This is a genomic window from Pseudomonas sp. LBUM1674 (assembly GCF_059695635.1).
The window spans coordinates 4,142,663-4,160,391 of record NZ_CP166779.1 but is presented as its reverse complement, the minus strand read 5'-3'; the positions used below and the strand labels follow the sequence as shown (position 1 = coordinate 4,160,391).

Genomic DNA, 17,729 nt, shown 5'->3' with positions numbered 1-17,729 from the left:
ATCTCTCTTGAGCTTGCGAAAAAACCCTGTCGTTGCCGGCAGGGTTTTTTTCTATGTACACCGTCCAACTCACCCCAACACCGGCACACTCACCACCTGCGGTCCGCCAAGCTGCACGGCACGCTGCAACTGGCTGGCGATCAAGGTGTTCTTCAGCAGATACGCAATAGTCATCGGCCCGACACCGCCAGGCACCGGCGTGATTGCACTGGCAACGGTGCGCGCACTGGCGTAATCGACATCGCCGACCAGACGAGGGCCGGATTCGCCGGCAATCCGATTGATCCCGACATCGATCACCACGGCCCCGGGCTTGAGCCAACTGGCATCGATCAAATGCGGCCGACCCACCGCAGCAACAACGATGTCCGCCATACGACACAGCGTCGGCGCATCGACACTGCGCGAGTGCACCACGCTGACCGAGCAGTTGGCCTGCAGCAACAAGGTCGCCATGGGCTTGCCGACAATGTTCGAACGGCCGATGACCACCGCGTGCAAGCCGCTCAACTCACCGCAGGTTTCCTGCAGCAGACGCATGCAACCGCTGGGCGTGCAGGGTGTCAGGACTTCGATGCCTTGCACCAGGCCGCCGACGTTTTCGCGATGAAAACCGTCCACGTCCTTGATCGGGTGAATGGCATGAATCACCGCCTGCTCGTCGATATGCGCCGGCAAGGGCAACTGCACCAGGATGCCGTTCACCGAGGCGTCGGCGTTCAACTGTGCAATCAGTTCCAGCACATCGTTCTGGCTGGCATTTTCCGCCAGGCGATGCTCCAGGGAACGGATACCGACCTCCTTGGCCCGTAGCAGTTTGTTGCGCACATAGACTTCGCTGGCCGGGTCTTCACCGACGAGCAGTACGGCCAGGGCCGGATAAATCTGTTGCCCGGCCAGGGCCAGGACTTCTTCCCGAACCTCGTCGAGAACCCGCGCGGAGATGGCTTTGCCGTCGATATCGCGGGCAAGTGCAGGGGTGGTGCTGATCAAAAGAGTCACCGTTGTCTGGATTGATAGGTGGGCGAAATGATCATCGAGGCGTCGTTGCGCCCCGATGATCCATCAGAGACCTGCAGGCAAGTGCGTTCAGGCTACCAGTTGATGGCAGCCGTACACCACCAGAACACCCGCGATCAGTGTGGCATAAGGCAACCAACCGGCGCGTTTCTGACCGGCATCGGCCTGAATATACAGGTCGCTGAGCATCGCTTCGGGGAAGCGTCCGCGGTCCTGCACATAGTGGCGGTAGCAGAATACCGGCAGGATCAACAACGCCAGCAGCAGGCCGGTCATCAGGGTTCCGGCGCCCCAGATATCGGCGCCCAGGCCCATGCAGGCCAGGTTGACGAAACTCAGTACACCGCCGGCCACCAGCAGCACGGTGGGGGCCTTGTACGGGCGTACCCAGTCCGGACGATCCAGGCGATGGATCCAGCCGGCGTTGAGGTTGAGGAAGTTGAAGATGATGTAGCTGACATTGGACGCCGCGAGCACGAACACATAGTCGGACATCAGCAACAGCAGCAGGTTGAACGACAGGTCGGTCCACATGGCGGCAGTGGGCGCGCCGTGTTCGTTGGTGCGGCCCAGGTACTTCGGCAACCAGCCGTCCACCGAAGCCTGGTACAGGGTGCGCGAGGAACCGGACATCGAGGTCATGATTGCCAGCAAGGTCGCCAGGACCAGCATGATCAACACGATGTTGGCCACCACCTTGCCGCCGCCGATGCTGTCCGCCATGACCTGGCCGACGCCCATGCCGCTGTAGATCGCCGGCGACAACAGGCCGCTGTAGACCGCCGGTGTGACCACCGCGCCACTGGCATCGAGCACCGCCGGGGTCACCAGTTGGCCGAGGCCGAGGCTGCCCTGAAAGGCCAGGGGCACCAGGGTGAACACCAGGATGCACAACAGGCCGGCATAGAAAATCGCCTTGAAGGTGTCACGCTTGGGGTCCTTGAATTCCCGGGTGTAGCACACCGCCGTTTCGAAACCGTAGGTCGACCACGCCGCCATGAACAGCCCGCCGGCCATCAGCGACCAGCCGGAAATGTCCCAGGTGCCGTCGATCACTTGCCCAGCCGCATCATGGGCCAGTGGGTACAGCGGCAGGAAGTTGGCCTGGGTCGCATCCCCGGTGAACAACGGCACCATGCCCACCAACAGCAAGGGAATCAGCGAGGTCACGCCGAGCACCAGGGTCAGGCGTGCCGAGCGCAGGATACCGCCATGCTGCACGGCGAACACGGTCAGCAGGATCAGCAGGCCGATGGCGAAGGTCGCGTTGATCCGCAGCGACAGACCGCTCTTGATCCAGCCCAGGTCGAGCAAGGTCAGTTGCCAGGTGTTGATCAGTGCATCGGCGGGAAATAGCGCGGTGAGGATGTAACCGGCCGCCAGCCCTGAACCGATCGACAGCACCGGCGACCAGGCCAGCCAGTTGCACCACACTGAAACCGGTGCGATCAGCTTGCTGTAGCGCACCCAGGCCACCGCGCCATAGACCGAGGCACCGCCGGACTTGTGTGGGAACAGCCCGGCGATTTCGGCGTAGGTGAAGGCCTGGATAAAGCCGAACAGGATCGACACGATCCAGACGATCCAGGCCGGTTTGCCGACCGTGGCGGCAATCGCGCCGATAGAGAACAGCACCAGGGCGGGCACGCCGCTGGCGACCCAGAACGCCCCGCGCCAATCGATCTTGCGCTGCAGGCTGCCCACTGAACCGGCGGCCTGCGGTACGGCCTCGAACGTAGTCGCTTCCATCTTCGTATTCCCATGTCTGAGTAGAGCGGGACCTGTAGGAGCCGGCTTGCTGGCGATGGCATTCTTGAGCCTTGCACGAGCCGTGAGGACGCCTTCGCTGGCAAGCCAGCTCCTACAGGTGTGGGTATGGGCAGTCAAAAGTGAGTGAGAGCTCGATCAACTGCGCACCCGGCTCTTGTCCGGGTCGTAGAAAATCGCCGCGGTGACCGTGGCGCTGATGCGCTTCTGCAGGCCATCGACTTTGCCGATCTCCAACACTGTGCCGGCGTCGGCGCAGGCCACGTCGACCCGGCACAGCGCGATGTTGCTGGCCAGCAGCGGCGAGCGGCAGGCGCTGGTGATGACCCCGACCCGGGCTCGGCCGCGGTACACTGGGTCGCCATGGTGGGCACCTTCATTGCCACTCAATTGCAGGCCCACCAGCTTGTGGGCAGGATGGGCGCTGCGCCGCAACAGGGCGTCGCGGCCGATGAAGTCATCGGTTTTGCTTTTCAGCGGCACCGAAAAACCGATACCGGCCTCGAACGGATCGGTCTGGTCGCTGAACTCGTAGCCGGCAAAGATCAGCCCGGCTTCGATGCGCAGCATGTCCAGGGCTTCCAGGCCCAGGGGCACCAGGCCCAAGGGCTGGCCCAGCGCCCAGATCCGGTCCCACACTCGCTCGGCATCCTCGGGCTGGCACCAGACTTCGTAGCCCAGCTCGCCGGTGTAGCCGGTGCGCGAGATCATCAGCGGACAGCCGTCGTAACCGTCCAGGCGACCCACCAGAAAGCGGAACCAGCCGAGGGTTTCCAGGCTCGGCTGGGTGGGCGCGGTCCAGACCATCTGCTTGAGCAGCTCACGACTCATCGGGCCTTGCACCGCCAGGTTGTGGATCTGCTCGCTGGCGGACTTGATCCACACCTTCATGCCGAGCTTCTGCGCCTGCTCGCGCAGCCAGGTCCCGGCGTAGTCCTCGCCGCAAATCCAGCGAAAATTGTCCGGTCCCAGGCGCAGCAGCGTGCCGTCGTCGAGCATGCCGCCGTGATCGTGGCACATCGCCGAGTACACCACTTGCCCCACCGCCAGGCGCCGCACATCCCGGGTCAGGCAGTACTGCAACAAGGCTTCGGCATCGGGGCCGATGATTTCGAATTTGCGCAGGGCGGTCAGGTCCATCACCGCCACCCGTTCGCGGCAACCCAGGTATTCCTCGATCGCGCCATAGCCGTCATAACGCAGTGGCAGCCACCAGTTGCGGTAGTCGACGAAGCTGCCGGTCAAGGCGCGGGTGCGTGAGTGGAACGCGGACTCACGGGTAAGAATCGGGTCGGCATCGGCCGTGGTTCGAGTGCTCATGGCGATGGAAAAACGCTCCTTTTCGCTGTAGATGCGGACATGGATATCGCTCGGGTTCCAGCCATTGGCCGGGTCGATGTCATCCGGGCACGAGGTACTGGCGCAAAGCAGGTCGGTCATGGCCCGCAGCAACACGTAATCGCCGGGGCGCGACCAGGGTTCATCCAGGGTCATCTGCTGGTGCCCGTCGATGCCGGTGTTGAAGAAGAAATTGATTGCCGGCCAGCCATTGCGGGGCTTGACCCCATGGGGCGCGAGTACCTGGCTGAGGTTGTCGCTGCAGTTGTCGTGCCCGAAGTAGCCATGACTCTCGTAATAGCGCGCGGCGCAGGCCAGGGCGAAGGAGTCGTGGCGGCCGACGGTGTCGCGCACCACCTCGAGCATCGGTTGCATCTGCCGGTCGAAAAATTTCGAGAACAGCCCCGGTGCCGGGTAGGCGCTGCCGTTCAGGGTGCGGGTGACGGTCTGGTCCAGGTCCAGCTCCAGGCCGCGATCCAGCGCCCGCCGATCCAGGGCAACGAAGTCCGAGCACTGGCGGCCGGCGACATCCAGCACTTGCACGTACTGGCCCTTGCCGACGGTGTAACTGTGGGCAGTGCCGGGACGCAGGGTGAACTCGTCGAGCAGTTCACCCAGGGGCTCGGGCAAATGTGGAATCAACAGGGGTGAGGGATCGGCCCGTGTCACCCAGACCCTGAGTTCGCTGGGTCGGTATTGCCGGTCGACGGCGGTCGGTCCGGCGGGCGCGGCGATGATTATCAGCCACTCATCGCTGGCGACGAAGCGACGGCTGTACCCGGCCGGGCTGTCATCGTCCCAGAGTGACGCGGCGGCGGGCAGGTGTTGCGGATCGATTCCGCGCCGGGTCAACGCCTGGCCAATGCGACGCGCCTGGACCGTCGGTTCGGCCAGCCGTGCGGCGATGAAACCGCAGGTTGGCGAAGCGCTCAACCCCCAGTCCGCCAGGGCACTGCGACCGCTGGCATCCAGGGCCAACAGCTCGCAGGGTTGCCGGCCCTCAAGGTCGATCACTTGCAGGCTGTCACCGGGCTGCAAGGCAACCAGGGTCAGGCCACCGGCGGCCACCCGGTAGCGCTCCAGATCCGCGGCCCGGGCAAGCAGTCCAGGCTCCCGGGGGCGGGAAACACGAGGTGCATTCATGAGCAGGCTCCCGGGTCAGCCGACCGACTTGATGGACGTCGACGGTTCCCCGAGGTACGCCGCCATGGAGTCGTCCAGGGCCTGCAACCAAGGGGTGTGGTGGGGCGGCGACTGGGTGCCGGTCATCAGCGAGCGATAGGACTTGTCGCGGTAGCCCATGATGTTTTGCGCCTTGTCATGCTTCCAGTGCAGGAAGGTCTGGTTGACCGCGGCGATGTCGAAATTCGGGTAGTCGGTGGCGTCCACCAGGTGCTGGATGTAGGCGCCCTGGTATTCGAACATTTGCTGGTTGGTGTCCAGTGTCTGTTCCCGTTCGTGCCATTGCTGGCTGTCGGCGACCATTTCGGCCCGGCTCGGCAGCTGGATTCGTCCGAGGATCACATCGCGGGCGTACCAGGCCTGGGCGTCGAACATGTTGAAGGAGTACCACTGGTCTTGCATGCCGAGGTAGATCAGCCGCGGGTTGGGTTCCCAGAAAACACCTTTGTAGAGGTTCATCGGCCACAGGCGGTTGTCGGTCTTGAGGCTCAATTCGTCCGGCAGGAAGGGGAAGTGATGCTTGTAGCCGGTGCACAGAATCACCGCGTCGATGTGCTTGCTGCTGCCGTCGATGAAGTATGCACGGTTGTTTTCCAGGCGTTGCAGCAGCGGTTTTTCTTCCCAGTTGTCCGGCCAGGCGTAGCCCATGGGGGCGGAGCGGTAGCAGCTGGTGATGCTGCGGGCGCCGTATTTGTAGCACTGCGAGCCGATGTCCTCGGCGGAATAGCTGCTGCCGACGATCAGCAGATCCTTGCCCTTGAACTCCAGGGCCTCGCGGAAATCATGGGCATGCAGGATGCGCCCGGCGAACTGTTCGAAGCCTGCGAAGTACGGCACCTTGGGCGTGGAAAAATGGCCGCAGGCGTTGATCACGTAGTCGAATTCTTCGCAGCTCAGGGTGTCGCTGTCGTAATCGTGGGCATACAGGGTGAAGCGCTGGGTGTGTTCATCGAAGGTGACCTGGCGTACCACGTTGTTGAAGCGGATATAGTCGCGAACGCCGGCTTTTTCGACCCGCCCCTTGATGTAGTCCCACAGCACCTCCCGAGGCGGGTAGGAGCCGATGGGGCGACCGAAATGTTCTTCGAAGCTGTAGTCGGCGAACTCCAGGCATTCTTTCGGTCCGTTCGACCACAGGTAGCGGTACATGCTGCCGTGCACCGGTTCGCCGTTCTCGTCCAGGCCGGTGCGCCAGGTGTAATTCCACATGCCGCCCCAATCGCGCTGCTTCTCGAAGCACACGAGCTGCGGGATGTCGGCACCCTGGTCGCGGGCCGACTGGAAGGCTCGAAGTTGCGCCAGGCCGCAGGGGCCGGCACCGATGATTGCCACGCGTAAAGTCATGATCGTGCCTCGTAATGGCTCTTGAGATAAAAAGCAGGGGCGCTCAGCGAAAGATCACTGTCTTGTCCTGATTGATGAACACCCGGTGTTCCAGGTGATATTTCAGGGCCTTGGAGAGGGCGACGGTCTCGGTGTCGCGGCCGATGGCAACCAGGGAGTCGGGCAGGTGGGTATGGTCGACGCGCTGGATCTCCTGCTCGATGATCGGGCCCTCGTCGAGGTCGCTGGTGACGTAGTGGGCGGTGGCGCCGATCAGCTTCACGCCACGGTCGTAGGCCTGGTGATAGGGCTTGGCGCCCTTGAAGCCGGGCAGGAACGAGTGATGGATGTTGATCGCCCGACCGGACAGCTGCTGGCACAGACCGTCGGAGAGAATCTGCATGTAGCGGGCGAGCACCACCAGGTCGGTCCGGGTGTCTTCGACGATGCGCATCAATTCGGCTTCCTGGCTGGCCTTGCTGTCCTTGGTGATCGGCAGGTAGATGAAGCGGATGCCTTCGCGTTCGGCCATGGCCCGCAGGTCCAGGTGGTTGGAGACCACGGCGGTGATGTGCATGTCCATCTCGCCCTTGCGATGGCGGTACAGCAGGTCGGTCAGGCAATGGTCGAACTTGCTGACCATCAGCAGCACCCGGGTCGGCTGGCTGCTGCAGAACAGTTGCCACTGCATGTCGAAGCCGCCGGCCATGTCGCCCAGATCCTCGCGCAGGGCACCGATATTGCCGGCCACGCCAGTGTTGAAGCGGAACACCGCGCGCATGAAAAACTGCCCGGTGAACTCGTCGTCGAATTGCGCCAGTTCGCTGATGTAGCACTGCTGCCGGGCCAGGCATGCGGTGATCGCGGCGACGATGCCGGACGCTGCCGGGCAGTCGATCTTGAGGATGTAATGTTCGTTGGAGGTGTCCATTGAAGGTTCCCTGATTGCAAGTGAAGGGGAGGCTCAGCCCTTGGCCGTGCGCTTGGTTTTTTCCGGGTCGTCGAAGGGCAGGGCGTGGGTCACGGCGGCGCTTTCCAGGCTGCCGCGCACCTGCAGGGCAATGCCGGGAAGCGAGCAGGCAACGCTCATCCGGGCGATGGCCATGGAGCGTTTGCTCAGGCGCGAATACATGCCGCAGGTGATCACCCCGACTTGCCGGTCGCCCTGCCAGAGGGTGTCGCCGGCCTCGGCGGCGCGTACGCCGTCGAGCAACACGCCGGTGATCCTGAAACGCTCCTGGTCGCGCAGGCGAAAGTGCTCTTCGGCGCCGCGGAATTCGCGCTTGTCCGGGGAGACGGTGAAATCCAGGCCCATTTCCCACAGGGTGTCGCCGGCCTTCTGGTCGGCGAAGGGGTACATCTGCGAATTGTCGTAGGGGAAGAACATCAGCGAGCTTTCCACCCGCAACCAGTCCAGGGCGGTGAAGGCGCACGGGATGATGCCCAGGCTCGCGCCCTGTTCGAGGATGCTGTCCCACAGCGCCGGGGCATCGGCGGCCTTGCAGAAAATCTCGTAGCCGCGTTCGCCGGTGTAGCCGGTGCGCGAGATCATCACCGGGCGGTCGAACAGGCGGGTTTGCAGGTGATGGAAGTAGGGCAGCTGACGGATCCCGGGGACGTGCTCGGCGAGAAAGTCCACCGCCAGCGGCCCTTGCAGCGACAGGTCGTGGAGGTCGTCATCGAACAGCACTGCCACCTGCCGACCCTGAGATGAACGCACCAGCATTTCATGACCGCTGCCGGCACCGTGCACCACCATGAACGCGTTGGGCCCGGTACGGTAGACGATGCAGTCATCGACGAACTTGCCGTCCTCGTCGAGCATCGAGGCGTACACCGACTTGCCGGGGTAAAGCTTGGCGATGTCGCGGGTGGTGGCCCATTGCAGCAGGCTCTCGGCATGGGGGCCGACGTAGTGGACTTTCTTCAGCCCGGACACATCCATCAGCCCGGCGCGGGTGCGGATCGCCTGATGGTGATCGGCCAGGTCGCTGCTGTAGGTCCAGGCGGTGCCCATGCCGTTCCAGTCTTCGAGGTTCGAGCCGAGTGCGCGGTGCCGTTCGGCCAATGCGGAAATACGCCATGAGTGAGCCATGTGAGGATCCTTGTCGGGAAAAATGGGTAAGGGGTCAGGCCTGGTCGAAGCGGCTCAGCCACTCGACCAGGGTCGCTCGGTAGCGGCTCATGCCCTTGTAGTCGGCGATCGGCTCGGGCAGGTCGCGCAGCACTCGGTGCAGGCGGCAGCCCCAGCCGGGTTGAGTGACCAGTTCGTTCATGCTGATCAGGTAGGTACGAATGCTGAACATCACTGCGTGGCTACGCGGCAGGCGGACCATCACTTGCAGCTCGACCCGCAGATGCACCTGCTGCCCGACGTTTTCGGCGGTGATGCGGCCACGGTCGGCGCCCCATTCATGGAAGGTCTCGGGGGACGAATCCAGGCGCGGGTTGATGGTCAGCGTCCAGTTCAGGCGCCGCACCGGCTGCCCCACCTGCAGGTTGAGCAGGTACTTCAGCGCGCGGTCGAACACGCCCATCTGGTGCGCCATGGGCACCGGCGAATGCCACTGCTTGAAACTCATGCCGGCGTCGAAGGCCAGGGACCAGTCGGCCGGGCTGGTGACCAGGCCGGCGTCCATGTACAGATCGCCGTCGCGCTGATCGAGCAGGGCGAAATCCCCCTGCACCTGGCGGCCGATGAATTCCAGCGGCTCGCAGGGCAGGCTCGTTGCATCACCGAACACAAAGCGCTGGTCGATATCCAGCAGGCTGTTACGCCAATGCCAGTGGTCGGCGTCACGTTCGAGGGTGAACCACTGCGGATAGTCGGCGGCCAGGTGTTCCATGAGCATCTGCAGCGCATCCCAGGCCGCCACTTGCATGTGCGGCTGCACCAGGTAGCGGCGCGGATCCTTGTCCAGCACCAGGGCACGCTCGGCCATTTCCGAACGGTAGTGTTCGTCGATGTCGAACCGGTGCTGGTAAATCGAGCCGGGATCGCGGGAGGTCGCCGGTTCGATGTTCACCGAATACAGGTAGCTGTCCTCGGTGAAGGGGAAAGGAAAGCGGCGAATGGCAGCGGGGCTGTTGCGAAAACTGAAGTCGTCGCGGTAACTCTGCACGGGGCTTGCTTGAATGGACATGGTCGACTCCTAAAGATCCAGCGAAACGCAAGTGCCGCGGCCGCGAGAGACACAGGGCATGAGAAAGTCCGCCTGCTCGGCGGGGCTCAGAAAGCTGTCGCGGTGTTCGATGTCGCCGCCCAGGTGGCGGGTCATGCATTGGCCGCAGACGCCGCCACGGCACAGGTTGGGGATTTGCAGGCCGGCGGACTCCAGTGTTTCGAGCAGGCTTTGTCCGGCCTCGACCCGCAAGCGGCGCCCGCTGCGCAACAATTGCAGGTCGAAGGCCTGACCCGGTTGCGCGGCATTGAAGGCCTCCCAGTGCACCCGGCCGAGCGGCCAGCCGAGGGCCCTGGCCTGTTGCCGTACCGCGTCGAGCAAGGGTTGCGGGCCGCAGGTGTAAACGTGGCTGCCCAGCGGTCGCTCGCGCAGGATCCGGCTCAGGTCCGGGCGGCTGGCGTAGGTGTGCAGTCGCGATCCCAGGCGCTGTTGCAAGTCCTCGACATAGGCATCGCTCAGGCCGGGGCGACAGAGATAGTGCAATTCGAAGTGCGCCTGGCGTTGTTCCAGGGCCGCGATGTAGGCCATGAACGGCGTGATGCCGATGCCACCGGCGATCAGGATGTGCAGGCTGGCGGTCGAGTGCAGGGCGAACAGATTGGCCGGCGGCGAGATCCGCAGGGTGTCGCCGACCCGGACCTGGCGATGCAGGTAGTGCGAGCCGCCGCGAGAAGCTTCCTGCAGCCGTACGGCGATGCGGTAGTGCTGGCTGTGCGCCGGGTCGCTGGTCAGTGAATAGGCATTGCGCAGCTTGCTCTCGGCCAGCGGCAGGTGAACCTGCACATGACTGCCGGGGGAAAAACCTGGCAAGGGCCCGGCGCATGACTGCAGGGTGAATTCGCGCACCACCGGGGTGAGCATTCTCGCCGCGCTGACCCGCACTTCGAGAACGGCGCTCATGACCGGGCTCCCGGGTAAGGTTGGTCGGGGTCGCTGCAGACGCCGAGGTACGCCCCCAGGCGTCTGGAGAAATGCTCGCGCACTTGCAGCCCGACGGCGCAACCGATGCAGGCCAGCAGCGGCTCCGGCCCGGCAGCCTGAGTCAGGCCACAGTGCACGCAATACACCAGGCGCGGGCCGGCAAGCGTGCGGGTGATGTCGATCTCGTCATCTTCCAGCCCGGCGCCGCGGGCCTCGCCGTGGATGCGCCAGATAAAGGCCTCGTCACCCATGATGTAGAGATGGCTGCCGACGGTGGCACTGCTTAGCACCTGATGCAGGCGCCGGGCAAAGTCGGCGTTCTCGTCATTGAGCACCAGGGGCTGTTCAAGTTCGCCGACAAAGGGCGCGCAGGCCGCAGCCGATTGCATGACCACAATGTGCCGGGTGGCGGTCTCTTGAGGTAGCGGTTGGCGATAGCGCGGGAGGCTGTGAAGTCGGTCCGGGGCGGCGCTGTGTCTATCCGTCATGTGGGCTTTCCTGGCTGATCCGCGCCTGTCGAAAGGCGAGAAGGTGGCGTTGGACAGAGAATTTGTTTCCTGTTGGGGAAGATACTTTCCTATGGGGAAAATCTTCTCAATCCGGAAAAAGGGCTATGTCTTTGGAGATAAGCCGTGCACGACACCGCTTAGGGGCATGGAAGTTGCTGGTCTCCCGGTTCAGGGCTGAGCAGCCGGACGGGGAGTTATCGAGAGTGCGAACACGACCGCAGTGGTGGCCGCTCTGGTGGGGGCGTATCCGCCCCGATCAGGCACGCAGCGTGCGCAGGTTGTTGGCCGGGTTGCCCCTGAGCCAAATGCACGCTGACGGTGCCTTGGCGACTTTTCTGGACCGTTTCGACGCACTGCTGCCCAGCGGCAGACTGAATCTGATCCTGGGCGGCGAAGACCTGGGGCCGGCACGGCGTGCATCGCTTGAGGGCTGTAAGGGCGTGGAACGCTGTCCCTGGCGTGACGGGGCACTGACGGATACGGCTCAAGTCTGTGGCCCTTGCCGGCAACGGGGCGTGCATCGCCTGCTGTGTGCCTTGGCGCAAAGTGACGATTCGAGCAAAGCGCTGTTGTTGCTCGATACCCCACGACCGGTCCACGCCAGCTGGCACCCATTGCTGGAGGAGGCGGCGCAGGCGGTCGGCGTCACCGTACGCTTGCGCTGCCACAGCCGTGAGCAACAGCGCAAACAAGCCACGTTCCAACACGGTGCCCTGGCCCGTGAACTGCACGATTCGGTGGCGCAGCAGTTGGGTTACCTGGCGTTCCAGGCGCATTTGCTGCGCACGCAACCGGGCACGCCTGCGCACGCCACTGCCGTGTTGCAGGAATTGTGCGGCGGCCTGAGCCAGCTGCAACGCCAGGTGCGCGAACTGATCACCAGCGCGCGCCTGACCATGGACGGGCGCTCGCTGCGTCAGGCCCTGGCCGACTCCGTTGCCGAGTTCTCGCGGCGCTGCATCATCGTTTTCGAACTGGACAATCGCCTTGCCGACGATGCCTTGGGCCCGGAAACCGAATTGCAGATTCTGCAGATCATTCGCGAGGCACTGGCCAACGCGGTACGCCATTCCCATGCACGGCATGTGCGCATCGAGTTGCGGCAAAACCAGGACGGTGATGCCTCGGTGTCGGTGGAGGATGACGGCATTGGCCTGAGTCCGGCGTCAGGGGAGGAAAACCATTTCGGCCTGGCGATTATCCGCGAGCGCGCCGCGAGCATTGGTGCCCGCCTGACCATTGAAGCGATTCGCCCACACGGGGTACGCGTACACCTGGGCCTTTGCCTCCACCAGGATCTGCCAGAGGGGAGTTTCGATGGACTGCACGACCTTATTACTGATCGATGATCACCCGCTGTTTCGCAAGGGCCTGGCGCAGCTGTTCGGCGCCAGTGACGACTTCGAAGTGGTGGGGCAGGCCGCCAGTGGCCGCGAAGGCATCAACCTGGCCGTCAGCCTGGCACCGCAGCAAGTCCTGCTGGATCTGCACATGCCTGGCTTGAGCGGTTTGCAGGTACTCGATGAACTGCGCCAGCTGCGCCTCGACTGCCAGGTGGTGGTGCTCACCGCCTCGATGGATCGCGCCGAGCTGTTGACGGCCCTGCGCCTGGGGGCCTGCGGTTATGTGCTTAAGGAAACCGAGCCCGATGCGTTGTTGGCCTACATGCGCAATTGCCACAAGGGCGCGATCGTTCTGGATTCGACCCTGATTGCCCTGCTGGCCGATCAGGGCGATTCGGCGCACCGGCCGGCGCATGATCCGGAGCCGCTGGACACCGGCAACCTGACCGAACGCGAAGGGCAGACCCTGGCCCTGATCGCTGCCGGCATGAGTAATAAACAGATCGGCCGGGAACTGGGAATCAGCGATGGCACGGTCAAGATCTATGTGCGCAATCTGCTGCAAAAGCTCGGCCAGCACTCGCGCCTGGAGCTGGCGGCGTGGGTGCACAACGGTGCGTCGGTGCGACACGAGGAGCGGCATTAGATGATGGATCGGCCAGAGGTATTCGTGCAGACACCGCCCTTGCAGCTGATGGATCGCTTTCCTGCGGCGCTGCTCGAACTGCGGGATAACGGGCAGATCGCCCACTTCAACCTGGCCTGGGTCGAGCTGATGGATCGGCCGGGGCCGGAGCGTAATCTCGTCGATTACGTGCACCACGAAGACCGTTCATTGTGGCGCCAGGCCCTGCATGAACTGCGCCGGCGCCCCGAGACTTGCTTCAATCAGCGGCTGCGCTTCGTTCACCCTTCGGGGGAATTGCGCTGGTTCGACGTCAGCCTCAAGCGCGGGTCTGAGGGGTTCTATCTGGTGGTCGGGGACATTACCGCGCACAAACGACGCGAGATCGCCTTGCAGGCCAGCCAGCGCAGCAGCATGAGCCTGCTCGACAGCATGCCGGGGCTGATCTATCGCGGCCGCAACAACCGCGACTGGACCATGGAATTCGTCAGTGCCGGTTGCCTGCAACTGACCGGGTATCCCCCGGAACGACTGGTGGACAACCATGAGTTCACCTACAACAACCTGATCCTGGCGCAGGATGCCGATTACGTCTGGCGCGAGGTGCAATATGCCTTGTCGCGGCAGGAACCGTTCGAACTCAATTATCGGATTCGCTGCGCCGATCAGTCGATCAAGCACGTCTGGGAAAAGGGCGTGGGGATCTATGCCGACACCCGTGAGGTGCTGGGTATCGAGGGGGCGATATTCGAGCGCGGGGCAGGGCGGCCCTGAAGGGAGGTGGGTCTGGAAAGCACGGCAGATAAAGCGTGGGAGCGCGGCACCGTCGCTCCCACATTAAATCTTTGAAGCCTTGAACCTTGGTGTCAGCGGAATGCCGGGACCACGTGTTTGATAAACAGCTCCAGGGATTTTTTCTTTTCCGCGTGGGGCAGGCTGTTATCGCACCAGAAGCTGAACTCGTCGACCCCCAGTTCCTGGTAGTACTTGATGCGCGGGATGATGTCTTCCGGGGTGCCGATCATCGCGGTCTTGTGCAGGCTCTCCAGCTGGAACTCCGGGCGCTCGGCGAACTTCTCTTCCGGGCTCGGTTCCAGGAAGCCGTTGACCGGCGTTGTCTTGTTACCGAACCAGGCGTCGAAGGTGCGGTAGAAGCGCGAGATGGCCTTGGCCCCGACTTTCCAGCCCTCGGGATCGTCGACCGCGTGGACGTGGGTGTGACGCAGCACCATCAATTGTGGGCGCGGCACGTCCGGGTTGTTGTCCAGGGCCGTCTGGAACTTGTTCTTCAGGTCGAGGACTTCTTCGTCGCCTTTCATCAGCGGCGTGACCATGACGTTGCAGCCGTTGGCCACCGCGAAGTTGTGCGAATCCGGGTCGCGGGCGGCGATCCACATCGGCGGGTTGGGCTTCTGGATTGGCTTGGGCACGCTGGTGGACGTCGGGAATTTCCAGATATCGCCGTCGTGGGCGTAATCGCCTTGCCACAGGGCGCGCACCACCGGAACCATTTCCCGCAGGGCCTGGCCACCGGAGGACGCAGGCATGCCGCCGGCCATGCGGTCGAACTCTACCTGGTAGGCGCCGCGGGCCAGCCCGACTTCCATGCGGCCGTTACTGATCACATCGAGCAGGGCGCATTCGCCGGCGACTCGCAACGGATGCCAGAACGGCGCGATGATGGTGCCGGCGCCAAGGTGAATGGTGGTGGTCTTGGCGGCCAGGTAGGCCAACAGCGGCATCGGGCTCGGCGAGATGGTGTATTCCATGGCGTGGTGTTCGCCGATCCAGACGGTGCTGAAACCACCGGCCTCGGCCATCAGGGTCAGTTCGGTCAAGTCTTCGAACAGCTGACGGTGGCTGACGCTTTCGTCCCAACGTTCCATGTGCACGAACAGGGAAAACTTCATGACGCTTACCTCGGATCTTTTGTTGTCGGCCTGTCGACTGCGGGCCTGTTGGTTATTGGTATACCATAATACGATGTGGCGGCAAAATGTTTCTGTTGTCGGCTGGCGCTAAACCTGTGGGAGCGGCGGTGCGGCGGTCCCATAAGGTATGCGCATATTTCGCGGATATCGCAGATCAGGCGAGAACGGGCAGGGCGCCCATCTTGCCGTGGCAGTACACCAGCGGGCCGGCGTTGTGCTGGGGCACGATGAGGTTCTTCACCGCGCCAACCATGATCGCGTGATCGCCACCTTCATATTCGCGCCACAGTTCGCATTCGATCACCGCCGTGGCGTTAGCCAGAATCGGGTTGCCCAGCTCGCTCAAGGTCCATTCGATGCCCTTCGCCTTGTCCTTGCCTTTGCGCGCGAAGGCATAGGCTTCGCTCTGCTGGCCGCCGGACAGGACGTGAATGGCAAAGCGTTTGTTCTTGATCAAGACGGGATAGGAATCGGAACTGTAGTTGGGGCAGAACAGCACCAGGGCCGGGTCCATGGACAGCGAACTGAATGCGCTGGCGGTCAGGCCGACGATCTGGCCGTCGTCATCGAGCGTGGTGATCACGGTCACACCGGACGGAAACGAACCCATCACTTGTTTGTAGATGGCGGCATCGATCATGGGACGGTCCTCTGGCGGTGTGGTGCGGGTTTTTATGTGTTTCTAGGTCTGATGGTATACCGTAATACATAGTTTGCAAGGGCTTTTTCCACGAACCGATAAACGTGAGTATTGGGTCGAAAAGCTAATGATTACGGGCCTTAAAGCCAGATTGCGCTTACGGTCACCCGTCAAAATTGCGCATCAGGTGCTCGAGAAAAGAGCGGATCAGCCTTGTGCAAAGTTTGGAATACCATAATATGGTCGGCATCTGAGGGGTCGCCACAGAGCTCCCCCGGTTTGGCTTCGTACAACTATAAGATCAGACAAACTCGAGTTCATGCATATGTCCCAGATGTCCCGGCAAGACCCCCTGATCGAGAATCACACGGTCGATTACGTCCCACTCGCGGAACGCCATGGGAAGGCCCGCGATCTGTTCACCCTATGGTTCAGCACCAACATCGCACCGCTGCCCATTGTCACCGGCGCCATGGTGGTCCAGGTGTTCCACCTTGATCTGTTCTGGGGGCTGCTGGCGATTGCGCTCGGGCACATGATCGGCGGCCTGGTGATCGCCCTGGCGTCGGCCCAGGGCCCGCGCATGGGGATTCCGCAGATGGTGCAGAGCCGCGGCCAGTTCGGCCGTTATGGCGCGCTGCTGATCGTGTTCTTTGCGGCGCTGATCTATATCGGTTTTTTCATCTCCAACATCGTCCTGGCCGGCAAGTCGATCGTCGGCATCGCGCCGTCGGTCCCGGTGCCGGCGAGCATCCTCATCGGCGCCTTGAGCGCCACGGCGATCGGGGTGATCGGCTACCGCTTCATCCACACCCTTAACCGCATCGGTACCTGGGTCATGGGCAGCGCCTTGCTCGCCGGGTTCCTCTACATTTTTGCCCATGAGCTGCCGGCGGACTTCTTCAGTCGCGGCGGTTTCAACCTGTCCGGCTGGCTGGCGACGGTGTCCCTGGGCATCATCTGGCAGATCAGTTTCTCGCCGTATGTGTCGGACTACTCGCGTTACCTGCCGGCGGATATCGGCATTGCCAAACCGTTCTGGGCCACTTACCTGGGCGCGACCCTGGGCACTATTCTGTCGTTTACCTTCGGTGCTGTGGCGGTGTTGGCGACTCCGGAAGGCACCGAGGCGATGGCGGCGGTGAAGCAGTCCACCGGCTGGTTGGGGCCGATTCTGATGGTGTTGTTCTTGCTCAACATCATCAGCCACAACGCCTTGAATCTGTATGGCGCGGTGCTGTCGATCATCACTTCGATCCAGACCTTTGCCAGCCAGTGGACGCCGAGCATCAAGGTGCGGGTGGTGTTGTCGAGTATTGTATTGGCGGGCTGCTGCGTGGTGGCCTTGGGTGCTTCGGCGGACTTCATTTCGCAGTTCATCGGCTTGATTCTGGCACTGCTGCTGGTGTTGGTGCCGTGGGCTTCGATCAATCTGATCGATTTCTACCTGATCAAGCGTGGCAGCTATGACATCGCCTCGATCTTCCAGGCGGATGGCGGGATTTACGGGCGATTTAATCTGCATGCGATTGTGGCGTATTTCATCGGGATTATCGTGCAGTTGCCGTTTGCCAATACCTCGTTGTATGTCGGGCCCTATGCCAATTTGATCGAAGGGGCTGACTTGTCGTGGCTGGTGGGGTTGGTGGTGACTTGTCCGCTTTACTACTGCCTGGCGACGCGTGGGCGGACTCAAGATCTCAAGGCCGCCAGACTCGGTTATACCGACTGATCGAAGCGTGTCTGAAATGCTCCGGAACCATTGTGGGAGCGAGCCTGCTCATACCAAGCGGCCCTGAGGGCACTCGCTTTTAAGTGGATCAGAGTCGTCTATCGGTGCTGGAAAACCAGCACCGTCTATGACGAAAAGGCTTACTTGCAGGCTTTAACGCGGCGCGGATCAACGTTGATAGAGGCGCCGATGGAGGTAGCCACAGGCTGACGGAGA

General features: G+C 62.7%; 15 protein-coding genes and 1 pseudogene. 5 read left to right on the top strand and 11 right to left on the bottom strand.

The features are described 5' to 3' along the window. Positions 1-69 precede the first annotated feature (69 nt). The 9 genes from ACA067_RS19025 to ACA067_RS18985 form a co-directional block, all read right to left on the bottom strand. Positions 70-1,002 (bottom strand): bifunctional 5,10-methylenetetrahydrofolate dehydrogenase/5,10-methenyltetrahydrofolate cyclohydrolase, encoded by a 933-nt coding sequence (locus ACA067_RS19025; RefSeq protein WP_497457988.1) that lies wholly within the window; start codon positions 1,000-1,002, stop codon positions 70-72. A gap of 87 nt (positions 1,003-1,089) precedes the next feature. Further along, positions 1,090-2,769 (bottom strand): APC family permease, encoded by a 1,680-nt coding sequence (locus ACA067_RS19020; protein WP_497457987.1) that lies wholly within the window; start codon positions 2,767-2,769, stop codon positions 1,090-1,092. Between the two features lie 156 nt (positions 2,770-2,925). Beyond that, a complete protein-coding gene (locus ACA067_RS19015) occupies positions 2,926-5,268 on the bottom strand; it encodes a trimethylamine N-oxide demethylase (protein WP_497457986.1) in 2,343 nt (780 codons plus the stop codon). Between the two features lie 15 nt (positions 5,269-5,283). Continuing rightward, positions 5,284-6,651 carry a trimethylamine monooxygenase gene (locus ACA067_RS19010; RefSeq protein ID WP_497457985.1) on the bottom strand — a complete coding sequence of 456 codons (1,368 nt, stop codon included), beginning with the start codon at positions 6,649-6,651 and terminating at the stop codon, positions 5,284-5,286. 43 nt (positions 6,652-6,694) lie between these two features. Continuing rightward, positions 6,695-7,561: a formyltetrahydrofolate deformylase gene (gene purU, locus ACA067_RS19005; protein ID WP_497457984.1), complete on the bottom strand. Its 867-nt coding sequence runs from the start codon at positions 7,559-7,561 to the stop codon at positions 6,695-6,697. A gap of 33 nt (positions 7,562-7,594) precedes the next feature. Beyond that, entirely contained in the window at positions 7,595-8,725 is a 1,131-nt protein-coding gene (locus ACA067_RS19000) for an aminomethyl transferase family protein (protein ID WP_497457983.1), read from the bottom strand. A 34-nt stretch (positions 8,726-8,759) separates the two neighbouring features. Then, positions 8,760-9,773: a heme-dependent oxidative N-demethylase family protein gene (locus ACA067_RS18995; RefSeq protein WP_497457982.1), complete on the bottom strand. Its 1,014-nt coding sequence runs from the start codon at positions 9,771-9,773 to the stop codon at positions 8,760-8,762. Positions 9,774-9,782: 9 nt separating this feature from the next. After that, positions 9,783-10,712, bottom strand: a complete 930-nt coding sequence (locus ACA067_RS18990) for a PDR/VanB family oxidoreductase (protein WP_497457981.1) — start codon at positions 10,710-10,712, stop codon at positions 9,783-9,785. Beyond that, complete coding sequence (locus tag ACA067_RS18985; protein WP_497457980.1) at positions 10,709-11,221, bottom strand: dimethylamine monooxygenase subunit DmmA family protein; 513 nt, start codon at positions 11,219-11,221, stop codon at positions 10,709-10,711. Before ACA067_RS18985 ends, ACA067_RS18990 begins: the two co-directional genes overlap by 4 nt. Positions 11,222-11,445: 224 nt before the next feature. On the opposite strand from ACA067_RS18985, the gene ACA067_RS18980 reads away from it, so the two are divergent. Genes ACA067_RS18980 through ACA067_RS18970 form a run of 3 tightly spaced genes read left to right on the top strand, consistent with a single transcriptional unit; the run spans position 11,446 to position 13,984 of the window. After that, positions 11,446-12,591, top strand: coding sequence for an ATP-binding protein (locus ACA067_RS18980; RefSeq protein ID WP_497457979.1), 1,146 nt, complete (start codon positions 11,446-11,448; stop codon positions 12,589-12,591). Then, complete coding sequence (locus ACA067_RS18975) at positions 12,560-13,231, top strand: response regulator (RefSeq protein WP_497457978.1); 672 nt, start codon at positions 12,560-12,562, stop codon at positions 13,229-13,231. Before ACA067_RS18980 ends, ACA067_RS18975 begins: the two co-directional genes overlap by 32 nt. Further along, entirely contained in the window at positions 13,232-13,984 is a 753-nt protein-coding gene (locus ACA067_RS18970; protein ID WP_497457977.1) for a PAS domain-containing protein, read from the top strand. Positions 13,985-14,076: 92 nt separating this feature from the next. On the opposite strand, the gene ACA067_RS18965 is transcribed toward ACA067_RS18970, so the two are convergent. Next, positions 14,077-15,120, bottom strand: a complete 1,044-nt coding sequence (locus ACA067_RS18965; protein ID WP_497457976.1) for an LLM class flavin-dependent oxidoreductase — start codon at positions 15,118-15,120, stop codon at positions 14,077-14,079. 175 nt (positions 15,121-15,295) lie between these two features. Beyond that, positions 15,296-15,781 (bottom strand): flavin reductase family protein, encoded by a 486-nt coding sequence (locus tag ACA067_RS18960; RefSeq protein ID WP_497457975.1) that lies wholly within the window; start codon positions 15,779-15,781, stop codon positions 15,296-15,298. Positions 15,782-16,106: 325 nt separating this feature from the next. Between ACA067_RS18960 and ACA067_RS18955 the strand changes: the two genes are divergently transcribed. Both ACA067_RS18955 and ACA067_RS18950 read left to right on the top strand, forming a co-directional pair. Then, a complete protein-coding gene (locus ACA067_RS18955; RefSeq protein WP_497457974.1) occupies positions 16,107-17,513 on the top strand; it encodes a purine-cytosine permease family protein in 1,407 nt (468 codons plus the stop codon). 63 nt (positions 17,514-17,576) lie between these two features. Continuing rightward, positions 17,577-17,723 (top strand): annotated as a pseudogene (locus ACA067_RS18950) (IS110 family transposase); the annotation flags it as partial. Positions 17,724-17,729: the final 6 nt, after the last annotated feature.